At 70.1% G+C, this 18,618-nt stretch carries 19 protein-coding genes and 1 pseudogene; 5 read left to right on the top strand and 15 right to left on the bottom strand.

Annotated elements, in window-relative coordinates; translation table 11 throughout:
- Positions 1-432 precede the first annotated feature (432 nt).
- From ABT147_RS39345 to ABT147_RS39360, 4 genes and pseudogenes are all read right to left on the bottom strand, one after another.
- Positions 433-744: pseudogene (locus ABT147_RS39345) on the bottom strand (dioxygenase); the annotation flags it as partial.
- The gene (locus ABT147_RS39350) at positions 662-1,636 is read right to left on the bottom strand and encodes a nuclear transport factor 2 family protein (protein WP_351415572.1); all 975 of its coding nucleotides are present in this window, start codon (positions 1,634-1,636) and stop codon (positions 662-664) included. The gene ABT147_RS39350 and the pseudogene ABT147_RS39345, both read right to left, overlap by 83 nt.
- Before the next feature lie 93 nt (positions 1,637-1,729).
- Positions 1,730-2,440 carry a YceI family protein gene (locus tag ABT147_RS39355; protein ID WP_351415574.1) on the bottom strand — a complete coding sequence of 237 codons (711 nt, stop codon included), beginning with the start codon at positions 2,438-2,440 and terminating at the stop codon, positions 1,730-1,732.
- A 123-nt stretch (positions 2,441-2,563) separates the two neighbouring features.
- A complete protein-coding gene (locus ABT147_RS39360; RefSeq protein WP_351415577.1) occupies positions 2,564-3,529 on the bottom strand; it encodes an SDR family NAD(P)-dependent oxidoreductase in 966 nt (321 codons plus the stop codon).
- Positions 3,530-3,632: 103 nt separating this feature from the next.
- On the opposite strand from ABT147_RS39360, the gene ABT147_RS39365 reads away from it, so the two are divergent.
- Positions 3,633-4,208 carry a TetR/AcrR family transcriptional regulator gene (locus ABT147_RS39365; RefSeq protein WP_351415579.1) on the top strand — a complete coding sequence of 192 codons (576 nt, stop codon included), beginning with the start codon at positions 3,633-3,635 and terminating at the stop codon, positions 4,206-4,208.
- Between the two features lie 34 nt (positions 4,209-4,242).
- Here the strand turns inward: ABT147_RS39365 and ABT147_RS39370 are convergent, their stop codons facing one another.
- The 10 genes from ABT147_RS39370 to ABT147_RS39415 all read right to left on the bottom strand — a co-directional run bounded on the left by ABT147_RS39370 (position 4,243) and on the right by ABT147_RS39415 (position 12,492).
- Positions 4,243-5,082 (bottom strand): class III extradiol dioxygenase subunit beta, encoded by an 840-nt coding sequence (locus ABT147_RS39370; RefSeq protein ID WP_351415614.1) that lies wholly within the window; start codon positions 5,080-5,082, stop codon positions 4,243-4,245.
- Between the two features lies 1 nt (position 5,083).
- A complete protein-coding gene (gene ligA / locus ABT147_RS39375; RefSeq protein ID WP_351415581.1) occupies positions 5,084-5,440 on the bottom strand; it encodes a protocatechuate 4,5-dioxygenase subunit alpha in 357 nt (118 codons plus the stop codon).
- 32 nt (positions 5,441-5,472) lie between these two features.
- The gene (locus tag ABT147_RS39380; RefSeq protein ID WP_351415583.1) at positions 5,473-6,216 is read right to left on the bottom strand and encodes an SDR family NAD(P)-dependent oxidoreductase; all 744 of its coding nucleotides are present in this window, start codon (positions 6,214-6,216) and stop codon (positions 5,473-5,475) included.
- Positions 6,213-6,509: a muconolactone Delta-isomerase family protein gene (locus ABT147_RS39385; protein ID WP_225877192.1), complete on the bottom strand. Its 297-nt coding sequence runs from the start codon at positions 6,507-6,509 to the stop codon at positions 6,213-6,215. The genes ABT147_RS39380 and ABT147_RS39385 overlap by 4 nt, the downstream gene beginning before the upstream one ends.
- Before the next feature lie 4 nt (positions 6,510-6,513).
- Positions 6,514-7,230, bottom strand: a complete 717-nt coding sequence (locus ABT147_RS39390) for an alpha/beta fold hydrolase (protein ID WP_351415586.1) — start codon at positions 7,228-7,230, stop codon at positions 6,514-6,516.
- Entirely contained in the window at positions 7,227-8,273 is a 1,047-nt protein-coding gene (locus ABT147_RS39395) for a Rieske 2Fe-2S domain-containing protein (protein WP_351415589.1), read from the bottom strand. Before ABT147_RS39395 ends, ABT147_RS39390 begins: the two co-directional genes overlap by 4 nt.
- Before the next feature lie 60 nt (positions 8,274-8,333).
- A complete protein-coding gene (locus tag ABT147_RS39400; protein WP_502983243.1) occupies positions 8,334-9,371 on the bottom strand; it encodes a PDR/VanB family oxidoreductase in 1,038 nt (345 codons plus the stop codon).
- 144 nt (positions 9,372-9,515) lie between these two features.
- Complete coding sequence (locus tag ABT147_RS39405) at positions 9,516-9,779, bottom strand: hypothetical protein (protein ID WP_351415591.1); 264 nt, start codon at positions 9,777-9,779, stop codon at positions 9,516-9,518.
- A gap of 71 nt (positions 9,780-9,850) precedes the next feature.
- Positions 9,851-10,600 (bottom strand): PIG-L deacetylase family protein, encoded by a 750-nt coding sequence (locus ABT147_RS39410; protein WP_351415593.1) that lies wholly within the window; start codon positions 10,598-10,600, stop codon positions 9,851-9,853.
- A gap of 251 nt (positions 10,601-10,851) precedes the next feature.
- Complete coding sequence (locus ABT147_RS39415; protein ID WP_351415595.1) at positions 10,852-12,492, bottom strand: AMP-binding protein; 1,641 nt, start codon at positions 12,490-12,492, stop codon at positions 10,852-10,854.
- A 370-nt stretch (positions 12,493-12,862) separates the two neighbouring features.
- Between ABT147_RS39415 and ABT147_RS39420 the strand changes: the two genes are divergently transcribed.
- The 3 genes from ABT147_RS39420 to ABT147_RS39430 all read left to right on the top strand — a co-directional run bounded on the left by ABT147_RS39420 (position 12,863) and on the right by ABT147_RS39430 (position 16,205).
- Positions 12,863-14,515 (top strand): sensor histidine kinase, encoded by a 1,653-nt coding sequence (locus tag ABT147_RS39420; protein WP_351415598.1) that lies wholly within the window; start codon positions 12,863-12,865, stop codon positions 14,513-14,515.
- A complete protein-coding gene (locus ABT147_RS39425; RefSeq protein ID WP_351415619.1) occupies positions 14,464-15,150 on the top strand; it encodes a response regulator in 687 nt (228 codons plus the stop codon). The genes ABT147_RS39420 and ABT147_RS39425 overlap by 52 nt, the downstream gene beginning before the upstream one ends.
- A 143-nt stretch (positions 15,151-15,293) precedes the next feature.
- Complete coding sequence (locus tag ABT147_RS39430) at positions 15,294-16,205, top strand: SDR family NAD(P)-dependent oxidoreductase (protein WP_351415600.1); 912 nt, start codon at positions 15,294-15,296, stop codon at positions 16,203-16,205.
- A gap of 54 nt (positions 16,206-16,259) precedes the next feature.
- Here ABT147_RS39430 and ABT147_RS39435 read toward each other — a convergent pair whose 3' ends face one another.
- On the bottom strand, positions 16,260-16,874 hold the full coding sequence (locus ABT147_RS39435; RefSeq protein WP_351415602.1) for an IclR family transcriptional regulator domain-containing protein: 615 nt from the start codon (positions 16,872-16,874) through the stop codon (positions 16,260-16,262).
- A 53-nt stretch (positions 16,875-16,927) separates the two neighbouring features.
- Here ABT147_RS39435 and ABT147_RS39440 point away from each other — a divergent pair, with 53 nt between their 5' ends.
- Positions 16,928-18,409 (top strand): aldehyde dehydrogenase family protein, encoded by a 1,482-nt coding sequence (locus ABT147_RS39440; protein WP_351415605.1) that lies wholly within the window; start codon positions 16,928-16,930, stop codon positions 18,407-18,409.
- Positions 18,410-18,618: the final 209 nt, after the last annotated feature.

Genomic DNA, 18,618 nt, shown 5'->3' on the forward strand with positions numbered 1-18,618 from the left:
CGCCGACGCGGCGCTCCGAGCCGCGGCGGTGAGCGCCGCCATGCCTGCCGCGTCGAGCTCGGCGACGGTGGGCCGGGATCCGGCCGTCAGGTGGAGGCGCGCCTCTTTCAGCAGGTGCAGGGCCTCGGCGGTGCGGCCGGTGTGGCGCAGCGGGGTCGCGGCCGCGCGGGCCGCGGCGCCGGCCGGGCCCTGCTCGGTGCTGTGCGCGGCCCCGGCCAGGAGCAGCGGCAGCACTTGGTCGAGCCGCGTGCAGGCCGCCGGCGGCGAACAGGCGGCGGCCTGCGGCGACGTCGCCGGCGGACAACCGCAGTGCCGGGGCCGCCCACGCTGCCGCCGGGTCGGCGAGGATGCCGGCCCCCAGTGCAACTCCCGCCAATGGTTCAGCTGGACGACGAGCGTGCTCAGACCGAGGACGTCGGAGGCGAGGATGAACTCCTGGTGCTTGTCGTCACTGATCCGGCCGGTCGCCGTGAGCCACTCGACGGCCGCCGCCCACTCCTCCTCCGTCAGTCGGACCTCGCGGGTCCTCGATTCGTTCCGGACTCGACCGCTGTGCAGACGATCGTCCGTACAGCGGACACAGTGGTCATGTCCGCTGCCAAGAGATGAGTGGCCCGTCACCGACCGGTGACGGGCCACGGGACCGCGAGGATCGGAGAGGTCAGAACATCGTGTTGTCGTTGGCGGAGGTGGCCGGGACGTCCTGTACGACGTCCCAGTGCTCGATGATCTTGAGCTCGCCATTCTTCTGCTTCTTGACCCGGAAGATGTCCACGACGGACTGCCCACGGTCCTCGGGACTGAGGCGGTAGTGCGCGTGGATGGCGACGTAGTCCCTGTCGGCGATGACGCGCTTGCGTTCCACGATCAGGTTTGGGAACTGGCGGAAGAAATTGGTGAACTGCTCACGCAGGCCGGCCGAGCCGCTGGGGATGGTCGGGTTGTGCTGGTAGTACTCCGGCGCGAGGTACTTGACGGCGTCGGGGTTCTTGTCGACGAGGAGGGTGTCGAAGTAACTGGTGGCGATCTTCTCGCTGAGAGACGTGCTCCAGCGCGGGCCGCTGGGCTGGTTCGTGTGCGGGTTGCTGACCGTGCCGAACATGTCGTTGCCGTTGACGGTGGTCGCCGGCACGTCCTGGACCGTGTCCCAGTGCTCGGCGATCATGCCGCTCTTCGGGTCGAAGCGGAAGATGTCGACCACGGCCGTGCCACGGGTGCCGGGCTCGTAGACGGGGTTGGAGTGCACCAGGACCAGGTTGCCCTGGGCGAGGACCCGCTTGACGTTGTACTGGTGGTCCGGGAAGCGCGCGGTCCAGTCGCGGATGAAGTTCTTGATCGCTTCACGGCCGTTGGGGGCGGCCGGATTGTGCTGGATGTAGTCCGCGCGGATGTACCGGTCGGCGACCTTGAGGTTGCCCTCTTCGAAGAGCTGGGTGAGGACGTGAACGGCGACGCGCTTGTTGCGCTCCTGCGTGGCGGGGCTCGCGTGCGAGGCGTCGAGGCCGAGGCTCAGGCCGGTGTCGGACGGCGCGGAGGCGGTGGCGGCGGGTGCGAAGCCGGCCACAGCTCCTACGGTCGCCGCGGCGAGGAGGGTGGCTATGGCCTTGCGGGGAAGCCGGCTGGTGCTGTTCGACATGGGGGGTCTCCAATGATGTGCGGACGGCGGGGAACGCGTCGGCGGATGTTCGGTGGGGGATCGGGAGTAAAGGGTGAGGGTGCCCGTGTGGGCTCAGGCGCGGTCGAAGGCGAGGAGGAACTCGATGCTTCCCTCGTCCTCCACCGCGATCCCGCCGAAGTCGGGTGCCTCGATGCCGTAGTCGGCGAAGGTGACCGGAATGGAGCCGTTGACGCGGAAGCCCTCGGCGGTGCGCTGGGCGTCGAGCTCGAAGGAGACCGGGTTGGTCTCACCGTGGACGGTCAGCTCACCTGAGGCCTTGGCGCTGACCTGCTCGCCCACCGCCGGAGCAGAGCCGAAGTCGACGGGCTCGGTGAGCTCGAACGTGGCCTCCGGGTAGCGCTCGGTGTTCATGACCCGGCCGCGGAACTGGCCGTCGCGCTGGTCGGAGTCGCTCTTCACCGAAGCAAGGTCGACGGTGAAGGATCCGCTGACCGCCCGGTTGCCCGCGATCTCCAGCTCTCCGGTGACCTTTTCGGTACGGCCCACCGCCGTGACGTTCTGGCCGAAGAGGACCTCGTCGACCCGGTAACCGGCCTGCGAACCGCTGCCCACCCGCCAAGCGCCCTCGACACCCTGCTCCCCGGAACCTGTGGAACCGCCGGAGGAATCTGAGCCTGGCGGGTTGTCGAGCGAGAGGGCGGCCGGTGGCTTGTCCTGGACGTAGTTGATGTAGACGTAGGGGCCCGCCGTGCCCAGCACGGCGGCGGTGGCCACACCGGCGATGAGCCAGCGCTTCCAGTGCCTGCGGATGCTGCCTGCCATGGTGTCTCCATGTGTTTCGTAATTCAACTGAAGTTTCAAGTATTTGGTCGCGGGTCGCCCTGGGACGTGAGGGGTCGCTACGGGCGTGCGCGGGCTCAGCCGTGGGCGGCGAGCGGGATGGGGTCAGTCCAGGAGTTGCTCGGAGACCTGCCAGAGCCGCTCTGCCGCCTGCGGATCCAGGGCGTGCGGTGCGACCCCGGTGTTGGTGCCCGGCTGGTGCAGTGGTGCCTCGTCGCAGTCCTCGAAGTACCGGCCGCTGATGCCGTCGAGCAAGGGTGAGGTGGCCAGCAGGACGGAGGTCGCGGCGCCCTGTTCGACCGATTTGAAGGACATCTCGGGCAGGGGCGTTCCTTCGCCGAGGAGGGCTCGCAGGTGGGTCATGAACAGGCCCATCTGGGCGTCGTCCATGTAGCGTCCCAGGTTGGTCTGGATCCCTCCGGGCATCAGTGCGTTGGCCGTGATCCCGTCCGCTGCCCATCGCCGGCTGGCCTCGACCGCGAACAGCACGTTCGCGGTCTTGGACTGGCCGTACGCCAGCCACGGGTCGTAGGGCCGCTCGGTGAAGTGGAGGTCGTCGAAGACGACGGGTGAGAACAGGTGTCCGCTGGAACTCACCGACACCACCCGGGCACCGCCGGCCGCCGCGAGTGCCTCGTGCAGCCCGGTGGTCAGGGCGAAGTGCCCCAAGTGGTTGGTGGCGAACTGCAACTCCCAGCCCTGGGGTGTGCGGCTCTCCGGGGCCGCCATGACACCGGCGTTGTTGACGAGGATGTGCAGCGGGCCCTGCCAGGCGGCGGTGAACGCGCGGACGGACGCCGGATCGGTCAGGTCCAGCGCGGCGACCCGTACGCCTTCGGAGCCGGTGGTGGCCCGGATGTCCTTTGCGGTGCGAGAGCCGGCGGCGGTGTCCCGCACGGCCAGCGTGACCTCCGCGCCGGCGCCGGCCAGCGCTCGGGCGGTCTCCACGCCGATGCCGGACGCCGCCCCGGTGACGACAGCGCGGCGGCCCGTGAGATCGATGCCCGCGATGACATCGGCAGCCGTGGACTCGCTGGTGAACGGAGTGATGATGCCTGTCCTCGTGGCCATTCTCGCAATGCTCCCTGTTTGCTACTCTCAAACCGGAGGTGCCTCCGATTGCTTCCAGACCTTAAGCGGAGGGTCCTCCGATTGTCCAGGAGGAAGGAAAGCTGTGACCGCCACCACACGCGGACTGCGTGCTGACGCGCGACGCAACCGGGAACGCCTGCTCGAAGTCGCGGGGCGCGCGTTCTCCGAGACCGGCACCGACGCGTCCCTCGAGGCCATCGCCAAGGACGCCGGCGTGGGCATCGGCACGCTCTACCGGCACTTCCCCACCCGCGAGGCCCTGCTCGAGGCCGCCTACCGCAACGAACTCGCCCGGGTCTGCGACAGCGTCACGGAACTGCTCGCACAGCTCCCGCCCGACCAGGCCATGCGGAGGTGGATGGACCTGTTCATCGACTACCTGGTCACCAAGCAGGGCATGGCGGACGCGCTGAAGGCCGTCATGGCCTCCGGCGACGAGGATCCGTTCGCCGAGAGTCTCGACCGGATCAGCACGGCCATCAGCACACTGCTGCACGCCGGGGCCGAAGTGGGAGTTCTGCGTTCGGACGTGGACCCGCTCGATGTCGGGTTCAGTCTCGGGGGTGTCCTGCTGATCACGAGCGACAAGGGGCTGCGCGACCGAGCGGGCCGCATGCTCGACCTCCTGCTCGATGGCCTCCGCTACCGCTCCGGCTGACGCGTGGCGCCGGCTCAGCTGGGCTGACGGCCTATCACCGGCTCAGGTTCTCGAACAGCACCATCCCGGCCGCCGTGTTGGACGCCGGTACGTGGTAGGCCTCGTACACACGGCGGATCCGGGGGCCCAGCGCGCCGCGCATGATCAGCCACATGATCAGTTCGATGCCCTCGGAGCCGGCCTCGCGGATGTATTCCTCGCGCGTCAGCGCGGCCAGTTTCTCGGGGTCGTGCTCGATCGCGTCGAGGAACATCCGGTCGAAGTCCTGGTTGATCAGTCCCGCGCGGGCGCCGGCGAGCTGGTGGGACATGCCGCCGGTGCCGAACACGGCGACCTCGAGGTCCTCGGGGAAGGAGCGGATGGCCTCGCCGAGTGCCCGGCCGAGGGCCAGGCACCGCGCGGCGGTCGGCTGCGGGTACTGGATGACGTTGACCAGGAGGGGGACCACCGCGCACGGCCAGCGTTCGCCGGGGTCGGGGCAGTACACCGACAGCGGCACGGTCAGTCCGTGGTCGACGTCGAGTTCCTGGTAGACGGTGAGGTCGAAGGAGGCGTCGATCAGGCTCTTGACGAGGTGGTCGGAGAACTCGGGGGCGCCCGAGACCACGGGCACCGGGCGGCTGCCCCAGCCCTCGTCGGCCACCCGGTACGACTCGGCCGTCCCGAGCGCGAAGGTCGGGGTGACGCTCATGTCGACGGCGTTGGCGTGGTCGTTGTAGATGACGACCGCGATGTCAGGGGTGTGGCGGGCCATCCAGGCCCGCGCCGGTGTGTATCCGTCGAACAGCGGCTTCCAGTACGGGTCTTGCGTCTTCCCGTGGTCCATGGCCGCACCGATCGACGGCACGTGCGAGGTCGCCAGACCCCAGATCACCTCAGCCAAAGTTCCGCCCTCCCGCTTTCAGCGCCTGCGCGAACTCCTCGGTGGTCATGCCGGTGAACACCCCGCCGAGGTACTGCATGGACTTCTGGTCGACCATGGCGAGCTTGAAGACGTAGAAGATGGAACCGCCCAGCTCCATCATCCGGTTCCAGTCCCGCCGCAGAACGGCGTCCCGCTGCTCGGCCGTGAGCCCGTACTTCTCGCAGTACGCGGCTTCGTCGGCTGTGAACCTCTCCCGGTTCTCGGCGTCCTTGAGGGACCCGCAGAGCCGGTTCAACGCTCGGCCGCGGCGGTTCTCCGCGGCGTCGAAGACGTAGGTGCCGGGGACCCGGGGCGTGGTGCTGGACATGCTGTTCTTCTCCTCTCCGGTGTGGGTGACGGTCAGTGCAGGAGCCCGCCGCCGTCGCAGACGAGCGTCTGGCCGGTGACCATGGACGCGTGCGGTGAGACGAGATAGGAGACCAGCCCCGCGAACTGCTCCGGGGTGACGAACTCCTTGATCGCCTGCCGGCTCATGGTCGCGGCGAACACCTCGTCGCCGGAGTGCGCCCGGGTGCCCGGGGTGGCCACCTGCGCGGGCGCCACCGCGTTGACCGTGATCCGGTGCTCGCCCAGTTCGCGTGCCATCACCCGGGTCATCCCGATGAGCGCGCCCTTGCTCGCGACGTAGGCGAGCTGGCCCGGGGACCCCGTGAAGAAGGTGCGGGACGCGACATTGACCACCCGCCCGCGGTGCGGGCTGCCGCGCAGCCAGGGCACGCACGCCTGCACCATGAGCAGCGGGCCGACGGCGTTGACGGCGAAGAAGCGGTGCATCTCCTCCGGGGTCGTCTCCAGCAGCGGTGCCCGGCCGGAGAGCAGGCCGGCGTTGTTGACGAGGACGTCGACCCCGCCGTACGCCTCGGCGATCTCGGATACGGCCTGGCGGGTCGCGGCCGGGTCCCCGACGTCGCAACGCCAGGCCCGGCCGCCCGGGATCGAGCTGGTGTCGTCGGGTTCGTCGACGTCGAGGGCGGCGACCGTGAAACCGTCCCCGGCCAGTCTGCGGGCGATGGCGAGCCCCAGGCCGCCGGCGGCTCCCGTGACCACGGCGACCCGGGGGCTGCGGTTCGCCGGGCCGGTCATGGTGCCTTCTCCTGCGGATGGGTGGCGAGTGCCTCGACGGTGATGTCCATCCACTTCCACATCGGCAGGGAGACCAGCGCGTCATGCAGTTGTGCCGGGTCGGCCGCCTCGTACAGGCCGATGGTCGCGTTCCGGCCAGGCACCCGCCACAGCCGCTTGAGGATGCCGGCCTCCCTGAGCTGCATGGCCCGTTCGCGCTCGCCCTTGCGCAGCTCCTCGCGTACGTCGTCGGGGGTGTCCGGGGGCAGGGTGTTCTCGGTGCGGACGAGGAATTCCACGGGGATGTCCTTCACGGGGTCAGGCTGCCGCGATCTCCAGCAGCAGTTCGGCGAGTCGGCCGGGGGCGGTGACCATCGCTTCGTGGCCGGTGGCGATCTCGTGGACCGGCCAGCCGCGGGCGGCGGCGCGCTCGGCGTGCGGGGTGAACACCCGCATCCAGTCGGTGCACTCGACGAAGGCAGCGGGGACCTGGTCGGCCTTGCCGGTCAGCCGCAGTGGCTCGGTGTAGGTCAGCCACGGGTGCGGGGTCAGTCGCGGGCCGAGCCAGTCGAGGTCCGCCTGCTCCTCGACGCCGAGCACGCTCAGCGAGCGCACCGGGATGAGCCAGCCGAACCCGGGCCCGGCCACGGACTCCCGGTAGTGCCCGGCGATGGTGTCGGGCAGCAGATCGATCGCCGCGTCACCGTCGTCGCCGACGAAGGCGTCGAGGTGGACCCGCTTCGCAAGCCGGTCCGGGATCCGGTCCGCGACGCCGGTGACGACCTGGCCCGCGTAACTGTGGCCGACGAGCACGACATCCCGGGCGTCGTGGGCCTCGATCAGCGCCACCACGTCCTCGATGTGCGTGCCGAGTCCGATCTGCGGACTCAGCAGATGGGCGCGGTCGCTCACCCCGCTCAAAGTGGGGGTGTGCACCTCGTGTCCGGCCGTGCGCAGCAGCGGGGCGACACGCTGCCACACCCAGCCGCCGTGCCAGGCTCCGTGGAGCAGTACGAAGACGTGGCGGCCGCTCATGCGGACGCCCGGGGACGTGTGCCGTCGGCCTGCCGTTCGCGGGTGAGCATCTTCGCCACCGCCCGGCGCCCGCGGAGTGCGGCGAGATCGGACTTGATGCTGGACTCGGCAGTGCCTCCCGGGTCCGTGGCGTACATGATCTCTTGCGCCTCCAGGGCGTCGACGTCCTCCTGCATCACGGCCAGTTGCTGCTCGTGCTGGAACTTCGTGAGCTCCTGGTCGTCGATGAGGTAGTCGCGGCCGAGCGCGTAGAAGTCGTGGGTCTCGTTGCCGCGTCCCGGTGTCAGCCCGTAGAGCACCTTCATGTGGAAGCCGTCCGGCTCCTCGGTGCCGGTGGCCGCGACGCGGATGTTGAGGACGAAGATGCCCGGCGGGTAGAAGTCGCCGTCCTGCCAGCGGTCCACCGGAGAGGTCAGCCCGCAGGACTTCTCGTAGAACGGCGGCGCCTCGATGCCGGTCATACGGCGGCTGAAGCCGACCCGGTCGCCGTCCACGGTCACGTCGATCGGGGTCGCGGCGACGGCGGCGTTTCCGATGCTGGTCGGGTGCAGGAACGTCTCGTGGGTGAGGTCGAGCAGGTTCTCCAGGAGCAGCAGGTGCCGGGCCTTCAGCGGGACGACGCCGTGCACATGGGTCCAGTTCGGGTCGGTCAGCCACGAGGTGTCGGGCAGGAGGCTCTCGTCGGCCAGTTCGGGGTCTCCGGGCCAGATCCATATGGCGCCGTCCCGCTCGACCAGGGGGAAGCGACGCAGTGCCGCCTTGGGCTTGTCGGCCTGTTCGGCGACCCCGACGCACACGCCCTGGCCGTCGAAGCGGTAGCCGTGGTAGTCGCACTGGAGGGTTCCGTCGTCGTCGAGGTGGCCGAGCGACAGCGGGTACTTGCGGTGGGGGCAGCGGTCCTCGACGGCCGTGACGGTCTGGTCGGGCAGCCGGTAGAAGCAGACCGGGAGGTCGGTGATCCAGCGCTGCGTGAGGGTTCGGCCGATCTCGTCGGACCAGGCTCCCAGGTACCAGCCGTTGCGCACGTGCTGTGTCAGTGTCATGGCGGTCCTTCCTTTGACGTCGGCCCAACAGGGCAGTGCGACTGTTGAATTGACGGGGTATCAGAGATCCAGAACGAGGCGTCGGCCCCGCGCGCGGGAGACGCAGATCAGCATCGTGTCGTTCGCTGCCCGCTCGTCGTCGGTGAGCAGTGAGTCGCGGTGGTCGACCTCGCCCTCCAGGACGGAGGTCTCGCACGAGCCGCAGATGCCTTCCTCGCAGGACGACAGGACAGGGACGCCCGCCTGCTCCACGGCCTTGAGGACCGACAGCCCGGGCGGCACGGTCAGCGTCGTCCCGGACGCCCGCAGTTCCACCTCGAACGGCTGCTCGGCCTCGTCGTCCGCCGGCTGTCGCATGGCCGCCGCGGCGAACCGCTCGACGTTCAGCGCTCCGGTCGGCCAGCCGGCGCAGTGTGCCTCGACCGCGTCGATGAGCCCCGCGGGGCCGCAGCAGTACACCAGGGCGGACCGGTCGGGATCGCCGAGGAAACCGGCGAGGTCGAGCAGACCGTACTGGTCCTGCGGACGTACGGTCACGCGCTTGCCGTAGCCCTCCAGTTCGGGCAGGAACGCCATGGACGCGCGTGTGCGGCCCCCGTAGAGCAGGGACCACTCGGCCCCCGCCGCCTCGGCCTCGGCGATCATCGGGAGCAGGGGGGTGATGCCGATCCCGCCGCCGACGAACAGGTACCGGGCCGCCGGCCGCAACGGGAAGTTGTTGCGCGGGCCGCGCACCCGGAGTTCGCCGCCCTCCACGAGGTGGTCGTGGATCCACTGCGATCCGCCGCGTCCGTCGCGCTCTCGGAGCACCGCCACGCGCCAGCGGGCCGTGTCTTTCACCGGGCCGCAGAGCGAGTACTGCCGGGTGACGCCCGTGGGCAGGACGACGTCGATGTGTGCTCCCGGCTGCCAGCACGGCAGCGGTTCGCCGGAGCTCATTGCGAGTTCCAGCGACACGACACCGTCCGCCACCGTCTGGCGGGCCAATACGGTGGCGGTGCCTTCGAACTCGGTGCCGCGCCGGACCGCGGACGGCGTTCCGGCCTCGGCGAAACCGAGGGTGTGCGTATCCGGGGCGGCGGTCGGGGGGCTCGTCACGTTCGTCATCTCCTCGGTACGGTCGGCAGGGATCGCTCCGGCCGCGGTCGGCGGCGCCACGATCGACGCTAGCCACCGGACAACGCCCAGGTCATCGCTCGAATGACCGGACCGGGGCGGCGCATGGTCGTGGCCCCGACTACGTCATCCGTCGCGCGAGCCGGGTGTCCCGGCATGCCCGTCGGGCCGCGGAGCCTGGTCGAGATGGATCCGCACCTGGCGGTCGTCCTCGTTCCAGAGGGCTTCCACGACGGCGTGCAGCCGTCTGACGTCGGTGCGCCACATCGGTACGCCGTAGCGGTCGTCGCGTGTCAGCGTGTCCTCGGCGACGGCATCGGCCAGCAGGCTCCGGCGGTCGTACGTCGGGGCCGGTCCGTTCGCTCCGTCGGGTTCGTCCGCGAACTGCACGTAAAGGGACGTGTCCCGGAAGGGAACCCAGATGTGCGTAACCCCACGGACACCCGTCCCGCCCTGCGCCGTCACGCCAGAACACCCGTCGTCTGCGGGTAGAGCCGCACGTACGCCTCTCCCATGGTTCCGTGCGCGAGGCCGAGATTGGGGCCGGCGTTGCGTTTCAGCTGGACACCGCGCCGCTTGGCGAGGTCGGTGTAGTAGTCCCACATGTGCTGCTGGGCGGCCAGGCACTCCATGGCCTTGCGCTTCTTGTCGAAGACCGGGGTGATGTCCAGCAGGACGTTCGGCTTGAAGTCGCACTGCTCCGGCTGGTGCGGCTCGAAGAAGAACACCGGGGGAGCGCCGAGCGGTTCGCCGGGCGCGTCGTAGCCGACCGCCTGGGCCAGCACGCGTGCCTGGAGCGCCATGTGGGCGGCGGCCGGATGGTCGCCGTTGTAGGGGTCGGCGAGGGTGTGGGTGAGGACGACCGCGGGGGCCACCTCCCGGTACACGCGCACGATGCGGTCCACCAACTCCGGTGTCTCCAGCAGTGGGTAGTCCCCGGCGTCCAGGAACTCGATCTCCGCGCCCAGGGCGGCCGCGGCGTTCGTGGCTTCGGTGCGGCGCAACGCCTTGATCTCGTCCAGGGCGAGACCGTCCCGCCAGGCACGGGCGGACTCGCCGCGCTCACCGAAGCTCAGGCACAACACCTTTGCGCGCTGACCGCGTTCGGCGGCGAGGGCTATGGCGCCACCGGCCCTCCAGACGAAGTCGCCCGCGTGCGCGCTGATCACCAGCAGCGCCCCTTCGGACGGAGTGGAGGCGTGGGAGGTCATCAGGACTCCGTAGGTTGTCGGGTCGCCCGGGCGGGCCGGGTGTGGCTTGTCGGGACTTGTCTGCGGTGGCTTCCAACCGACGGCACGTCGAGCGGAACGAGGAGGGGCGAGTGAGCAAGTGACAGGCTCAGGTCTGGGCAGGCATCGACGCCGGCAAGGGCCACCACCGGGCGGCGGTGGCCGACGAGACCGGCGCGATCCTGTTGTCGAAGGAAGAAGGTCGGCACCGCGCGCTGAGGCGGGCGCCACGGTCACATTCCGTCGCCCGAGCCGGCTTCCTGGGCCGTCTTCCTGGCCCAGGCGGTCTCGAGCTTGCCGGTCGGGGTCCGCGGCAGTCTGTCCGTCAGGACGAGGGAACGCGGCACCTTGTACCCGGCGAGACTCTGCCGGACCAGGTCGCGCAGTTCGTCACCGGTGACGGTACTGCCCGGCCGGACCGCCACGACGGCCGCCACACGCTCGCCCCAGGTCTCGTCGGGGACGCCGACGACGGCACAGTCCGTCACCTCGGGATGCCCCAGCAGTACGTTCTCCACCTCCTGCGGGTGCACCTTCTCCCCGCCCGTGTTGATCACGCCCGAGCCGCGCCCGAGGAACCGGATCGCGCCGTCGGCCTCAAGTCGAGCCAGGTCGCCGGGGATCGCGTACCGGACCCCCTCGATGGTGCGGTACGCCTTCGCGCTCTTCTCGGTGTCCTTGTAGTAGCCGAGCGGCATGGGCCCGCAATAGGCGAGGACGCCCGTCTCGTCGCTGCCTGGTTCGAGAAAGCGGTCATCGGAGCCGATCACCCGCGTCGCCGGAACGGGGCGGAAACGCGAGGGCAGATCCTCTGCCGAGGAGGTGATCGCGAAGGCGAAAGGGCCCCCTTCGCTCGATGCGATGGCTTCGGTGATGGTGACGTCGGCACGTTCGTGCAGTGCCCTCTTGAGCGGATCGCTGAGCGCGGTGCCGGAGCTGATCATCCTGCGCAACGAGCGCAGGTCGTGCGGCGTGCCGGCTTTCTCAGCCCGCAGGAGTTCGTCGACGAGCGGGCGGCACACGGCGTTGCCCGCGATGACGGCCGTATCGACCCGCTGCTCGGCGATCATGTGCCAGACGTGTTCCGGGGCGAGGCCGCCCGCTCGTGCGGTGACCGCCCGGCCTCCTGTCATCAGGGCGCCCATGGTGTTGAACAGCCCGGTGGCGTGCATCAGGGGTACGACGGGCATCGTGGTCGGCGCGCGGCCTTCGTGGCGTGCCTTGACGGCGACGGCCACGGCCTCGTCGAGGCTTGCGGGGAGTTCGGTGACTCCGAGCGGGTGGTAGAACGGGACCACGTGGGCGCGCAGCAGGTCGCTCAGCTGCCAGATGACGCCCTTCGGCTTGCCCGTGGTCCCGCCGGTGTACATGAACAGCTGGTCCGTTCCGGGCCGTCGCCGATGCTCGCGCGGCGCGTGCGCGGTCAGCAGCTCCTCCAGTTCGGGCACCGCGGGCCCGCCCGGACCGCCGGCGGGCGGCTCGCCCACCCTCACCAGCAGCTTCAGTGTGCGCACATGCTTCGCGGCATGCGTGACGCGGTCGGCCAGGGCGCCGCTGAAGACGACCGCGGTGGCGTCGGCATCGGTCAGGAGTTCGGAAAGTTCCTCGCCGGTGTAGCGGTAGTTGGCGTTCACCGGTACGGCACCGAGCTTGAAGGCGGCGAAGACCGTCTCCAGGTAGGCGGCGCCGTTGTACAGATAGCAGGCCACGGTGTCGCCCTCGCCCACCCCGGCGGTTTCCAGTGCGGCGGCCAGTCGTGACGCGCGCTCGTCGAAGTCGCGGTACGTGGTCTCACGGCCGGGTTCCGTGATGGCGACGGCGTCGGGCAGCGCGCGGCAGACCGCCTCCCAGATCGTGCCGATGGACACGTTCACGTCTCGGACCTCCTCGTCCTCGATGGCTTACGCGGAGCGCACGGCCGAGCAGGCCGCTCGTAGGGCCCCGCGGATCCTTTGGGGGGAGTAACGATCCGCGGGGTGTCCGCTCAACCTAGTCAGGTGCCCTCCTCGCGGGGAACGCGAGCAATGACTGAAGCGGCTCGGCGCTTCGACCTGCCGACGAACAGGTCGAATGACGTAGGACCACCTTGAATACGCCGGGCTACGATGCTGTGGCCGGGCGCAAGTCGCCTTCGTCCCCGAACCGGCCGACGTGTACGACGCAGGCCTGCGGTTTTCGAACGCGCCCCTATCGCAAAGCAGGTCTGCGGGGCGGGTTCTTCGTCGATGTCGAGGGAGATCGGTCATGTCCGCGTCGCCGCTCGTGGGGTGGGACGACATCGCCGCCGTCGCGCCGGACGGCCTCGCCGTTCTGGACTGCGTGGGCCGGTTCGTACGGCTGAACCCGGCGGCGGCCGCGCTGCTTCGGGCGGACGCAGAGGGCGACCTCATCGGTGCGCCGTCCCCGTTCACCCTGGTGGAGGGAGCCGCCGAGTGCCGTGCGGGGCTGCTGGAGGTCCGGTCGGACGAGCAGGTGGCCCACTGGGAGCCCGTCCGCGGACCCCGACGCGAGTTCGCGTACCGCGCCCGCAGTCTGCCGGCCGACCCGAAGTTCACGGTGGTGTCGTTCCGCGACGTCACCGACGAATGGCACCGGCAGCGCAGGGTCGCGGCGATCGCCCGGACGTCGATCGCACTGGCCTCGGAGGGCTCGCTCGGCTCGACACTGGACGCCGTGGCCCAGCAGATCGTCCAGGCTGACGGCCTGGCCGGCGTGCAGATCCTCACCCTCGACAGCACCGGCCGGGAACTGCGGCTGATGGGCTCCGCGGGACTGCGCCACTGGGACGTGTTCCTCGACCGTCTGCTGGAGTGCCGTGACCGGGGCGCCCGGCTGTACATGCTGGACACCCTGAAGGAACGCAAGCCGATCGTCGTCCCGCACCGCTGGGCCCAGATCCTCGAGGACCCGGCCTGGGAACCGCTGCACGCCTACCTCGGGGAGCTGAACTGGGACTCCTTCGTCAGTGTGCCGTTGATGGCGCGCGGTCGTCCCGAAGGGGTGCTGAACGCCTACTTCGCCCCCGGGCAGGAGATCGGGAGCCGGACCCTGGAGTTCCTCGCCGCCATGGCGGAACAGGCCGCCCTCGCCGTCGACTACGCCACGCTGCTGCAGCGTGAGCGCGAGGGCGCCCGCCGCAACGAGCGGCAGCGCCTCGCCCGCGACCTGCACGACTCGATCGTGCAGCAGGTGTTCTCCATCGGCATGCAGGCCAACGCCGTGGGAGTGCTGGGCGCGCGGGACGAAGCGGTGCCGGCGGAAGCGGTCCGCGCCTTCGCGGACGAGGTCGGGGCCCTCTCGCGAACCGTCCTCGCCGACCTCCGGGCCATGGTGCACGAACTGCGTCCCGCTTCTTCTCTCCGGCTAGGCCTTGAGGATGCGGTGACCGCGCTCGTCAAAAGCACCGTGAACCGGACGGGCCTCAGCATCCGGCTGGAGTGCGGACGACAAGTGGACACGGTCGAACCGGAACTGGCCGAGGACATGTACCGGATCGTCGGGGAGGCCATCCACAACGTGGTCAAGCACGCGGAGGCCACCACCGTCACCATCCGCCTCGCCGTACACGACCACACCCTGACCGCCGCCATCCGCGACGACGGCCGCGGGATCACGGAATCCGGCGGGCGACGGGCCGCACAGGAGAACGAGGACGGCGAGGCGGCCACTGCCACCGGACACCACGGCTACGGACTGAGGACCATGCGGGAAAGGACAGAGCGATGGGGCGGCACCATGAGGATCAGATCCGGCGCGAGGAGCGGCACGACCGTACGGGTCGTCATACCCCTTCCCGTACGAGTGCAGGAGTCGCCCCCGGGCTCGGAGGGATCAGGGAGCATCCCATCGGCGGTTCCGCTCCGGGAAGCGGAGAACCCCGCCCGGTCCGGGTCCTGATCGTCGACGACCACGCCGTCGTACGCCGCGGAATCCGCGCCTACCTCGAAGTCCTGGACGACATGGAAGTGGCCGCGGAGGCCGCCGACGGCCAGGAGGCACTCACCAGGCTCGACGCGATGGCCGCTCACCAGGAACTGCCGGACGTGGTCCTGATTGACCTGCTCATGCCCAAAATGGACGGGGCGACGGCGATCGGAGCGATCAAGCAGCGCCACCCTGGTCTCCGCCTTGTGGTGCTCACCAGCTTCGGCGAGATGGAACGCGTTCATGCGGCGCTCGCGCAGGGGGCCGCCGGCTACCTGCTCAAGGACGCCGACGCAAGTGAGGTGGTCGCCGCGATCCGCGCGGCCGCCCGGGGCGAGGTCTTCCTCGATCCCGCGGTGGCCAGAGGACTCACCCAGGAGATCGTCTCGCCGCCGACCGGGCTCGCCTCGCTCACCGGCCGGGAACGCGACGTCCTCGTCCTCGTCGCCGAGGGGCGGTCGAACCAGCAGATCGCCGACGAGCTGGTGATCAGCGAGCGCACCGCCCGCACCCACGTGAGCAACGTCCTGCGCAAACTCCGGCTCACCTCCCGGACTCAGGCCGCGTTGCTCGCGGTGCGTCAGGGACTGATGCCACCGAGGGGATGATTGCCGTACCGACCGCGACGGATGTCCCGGAACGCCCGGGACACAGGTCGGCCGCGGATGCCGTCATCAGCCGGATCCTCACGGGCCCTGGACGTTCCTACGCTCAGGGGGTCGCCGTACCGACCCCAGCTCAGGAGGACAGCATGCTCGACGGCAAAGTCGCCATCGTCACAGGTTCGGGCCGAGGCCTGGGACGTGCCTACGCTCGCGCGATGGCCGCGGCGGGTGCCGCCGTCGTCGTGAACGACCTGGACGCCGACGTGGCCACGGAGACGGCCGACCTGATCACGGCCGCAGGCGGAACGGCCGTCACCCATGTCGGTGCGGTCGGAGGTTCCGAGTTCGCCGACGCGCTGGTGCGGCGCGCGGTCGACGAGTTCGGCCGACTGGACGTGATGGTCACCAACGCCGGTGCGCTGCGCGACCGGACCCTGCGCAACACCACCGACGACGACTTCGGCCTTGTCGTCAACAGCCATCTGCGCGGTACGTTCACCTGTGGTCGCGCGGCGGCTGCCCGCTTCCGCGAACAGGGCGAGGGCGGTCGTCTCATCCTGGTGGGATCACCGGCCGGGCAGCGCGCCAGCTTCGGCCAGACCGCGTACTCGGCGGCCAAGGGCGCGATCGTCGCGATGACGCGCACCTGGGCGCTCGAGCTCGCGAAGATCGATGTCACCGTCAACGCCATCGTGCCGACCGCGCTGACCCGCATGGTGGCGACCATGCCCCGGGTCGGTGACCTCGTGGCGAAGGTCGATGCAGGGGAGCCCGTTCCCGACGCCATCCGGCGGCAGGGGCTGGGATCGCCGGAAGACGTGGCACCGGTGATCGTGTACCTCGCGTCCAAGGAGTCGGCCCACGTCACCGGACAGGCCATCGCGGCGGGAGGCGACCGGATCGCCCTGTGGACGCACCCCCGTGAGGTCGAGGAGCGGTTCGGGCAGGGCGGCTGGACCGCCGGATCGGTCGCGGAACTCTTCTCAGGCGCCTATGCGGACCGACTCCAGGACTTCAGGCCCACACCCCTCGATCTGGAAGCCGTTGAGGAGGCGTGACGCGCACGCGGCCCCTCCTACGGCCCTCAGGTCCGTGCCAGGGGCAGTGGCCGCTCAGGTCTGCGGGACGGCGGCGACGCGGGCGAAATCCGCGCTGACGTCTCCCGCGGTCTGCGACAGCAGCGGTAGATGCTCCTCGACAAGCCGCTCGACCGATGTCTCGGCCGCGTGGCAGTTGACGTTGAGTGCCGCGATGACCTGGCCGGAGCCGTCACGCAACGGGGCCGCGACCGACCGACTGCCGGGCGCCGGCTGTTGGTCCGTCAGCGCCCACCCACGAGCCCGCACCTCGCGCAGGACCGCGTCGCGTTCGTCGGGACTGGGCTGCCGGCACGGCGTCAGCCCCGAGCGTGAGGGTTCGGCGAGCACCTTTTCCGACTCATCGGCCGGCAGTGCCGCCAGCAGAACCTGTCCCAGGGAGGTCTGCAGTGCCGGAAACCGCGTTCCGATCTGTACCGACGGGGTCACCAGCTTCGGGACGGCCACCCGGGCCACATAGATGATGTCCGATCCGTCCGGCTGAGCCACGGAGCACGACTCGTCGGTCCGCTCCACCAGCCGCTCCATGTGGGGCCGCGCGATGTCCCACAAGCCCATGGAGCGCACGTGGGCGACCCCGAGTTCGAGCACCCGGGGGGTCAGCGCGAACCCTGTCTCGCCCGAGCGCACATAGCCGAGTTCCGCCCCTTCTTTCCCGCGCTTGATCTTTCCTGGAGAGTCGCATGTCCGAAAGAATCCATACAGCACCGCAGGAGACCGGGGCGGCGCCCGTCCGGACCGGCCTGCTCATCGACGGCAAGACCGTCGAGACCGAGGAGTGGACGGCCGTCCACAACCCCGCCGCCCCCGACCTGGTCGTCGGCCACGCAGCCGCGGCGACCCCCGGGCAAGCCCGCGCGGCAGTCGCGGCCGCGGATGCCGCGTTCCCCGCCTGGGCCGCGATGCCCGCCCGCCGGCGAGCGGAGATCATCAGTGAGGCGCTCACCCTGCTCGACGGCAGTGAGGCCGAGCGGGCGGCCTTGATGACCCGCGAGAACGGCAAGATCTCCTTCGAGAGCCAGGTTGAGATGGGGGTCTTCGTGGCCCGCACCCGGGCGGCGATCGACCTGGCCGACTCCCTGGACCAGGTGCGGCGTCTCGACGGCCCGCCGCTGACCTCGCACATCCACCGCCTCCCCATGGGCGTGGTCACCGTCATCGTGCCGTTCAACTGGCCGATCGCGATCCTCGGGGCGAGCCTGCCGTACGCGCTGCTCGCCGGGAACACGGCCGTGGTCAAGCCCCCGCCCACCGTGCCGCTGGCCATGGTGCGCACGCTGGAGCTGTTCGCCGCGGGGCTCCCGGCGGGGGTGCTGAACGTCGTGACGGGCAGCAACGACGCGGTCGCCCCGCTGCTCACCGACCCTCGTGTCCGAAAGATCGTCTTCACCGGCAGCACGGCCGCCGGCAAGCACATCATGGCGGCCGCCGCACAGAACCTCGCCTCGGTGACGCTTGAACTCGGCGGCAACGACCCCGCGATCGTCCTCGACGACGCCGTACTCGACCAGGAGCACATCGGACGGCTCGTCCAGGGCGCTTTCCTGACCAGCGGCCAGGTCTGCATGGCGGTCAAACGGGTGTACGTACATCGCTCCCGCTACGACGAGCTCGTCGACGCGCTGACCTCCGCCCTCGACACCCATTGCGTGGGCGCGGGAACCGATCCCGCCTCGACCATGGGCCCGCTCAACAGCGCCGCCCAGCGCGACAAGGTCACCGCCATGCTGGCCGAGGCCGCCGACGCCGGAGCCGAGGTGCGCGAACGGGGCACCCTGGCCCCCGGCGCCGCCACCTCCGCGGGCCACTTCCTGCGTCCCGCACTCGTCCTCGACCCCGACCCCCGCTTGCGGATCGTCACCGAGGAGCAGTTCGGCCCCGCCCTGCCGATCCTGCCTTTCGACGACGTCGATTCCGTGGTGGACCGGGTCAACAACGACTGGTCGGGACTGTGCTCCTCGGTCTGGAGCGGCGATCCCGCCCACGCCGCCGCCCTCGCGGAACGACTGCGTACCGGTACCACCTGGATCAACCACGCCAACGCCGTCGCGTGCGACGACCGGGCTCCGTTCGGCGGCTTCCGGCAGAGCGGTATCGGACGCGAGATGGGCCCCGAGGGCCTGCTCTCCTTCACCGAAGCGCACACCATCACGACGCACGGATAGGAGCGGCACGTACGGCTGGACCCCACCCACTTCGAGCGGGCGGGGTCCAGCCGTGCTCTGGCCGTACGTCACACCAGGGACACGGACACCGCGTTGTAAGGGGTGTTCTCATCCCGGTCCGGGGTGGTGAAGCGGGAGTTGGGAAGGTACAGCCGACCCTTGTAGGCGGCGGCCGTGGTGGGCAGGTCGAAGCGGTCGTCCCTGATCAC

The sequence above is a fragment of the Streptomyces sp. NPDC001868 genome, from assembly GCF_040297125.1.
Classification (GTDB): domain Bacteria; phylum Actinomycetota; class Actinomycetes; order Streptomycetales; family Streptomycetaceae; genus Streptomyces.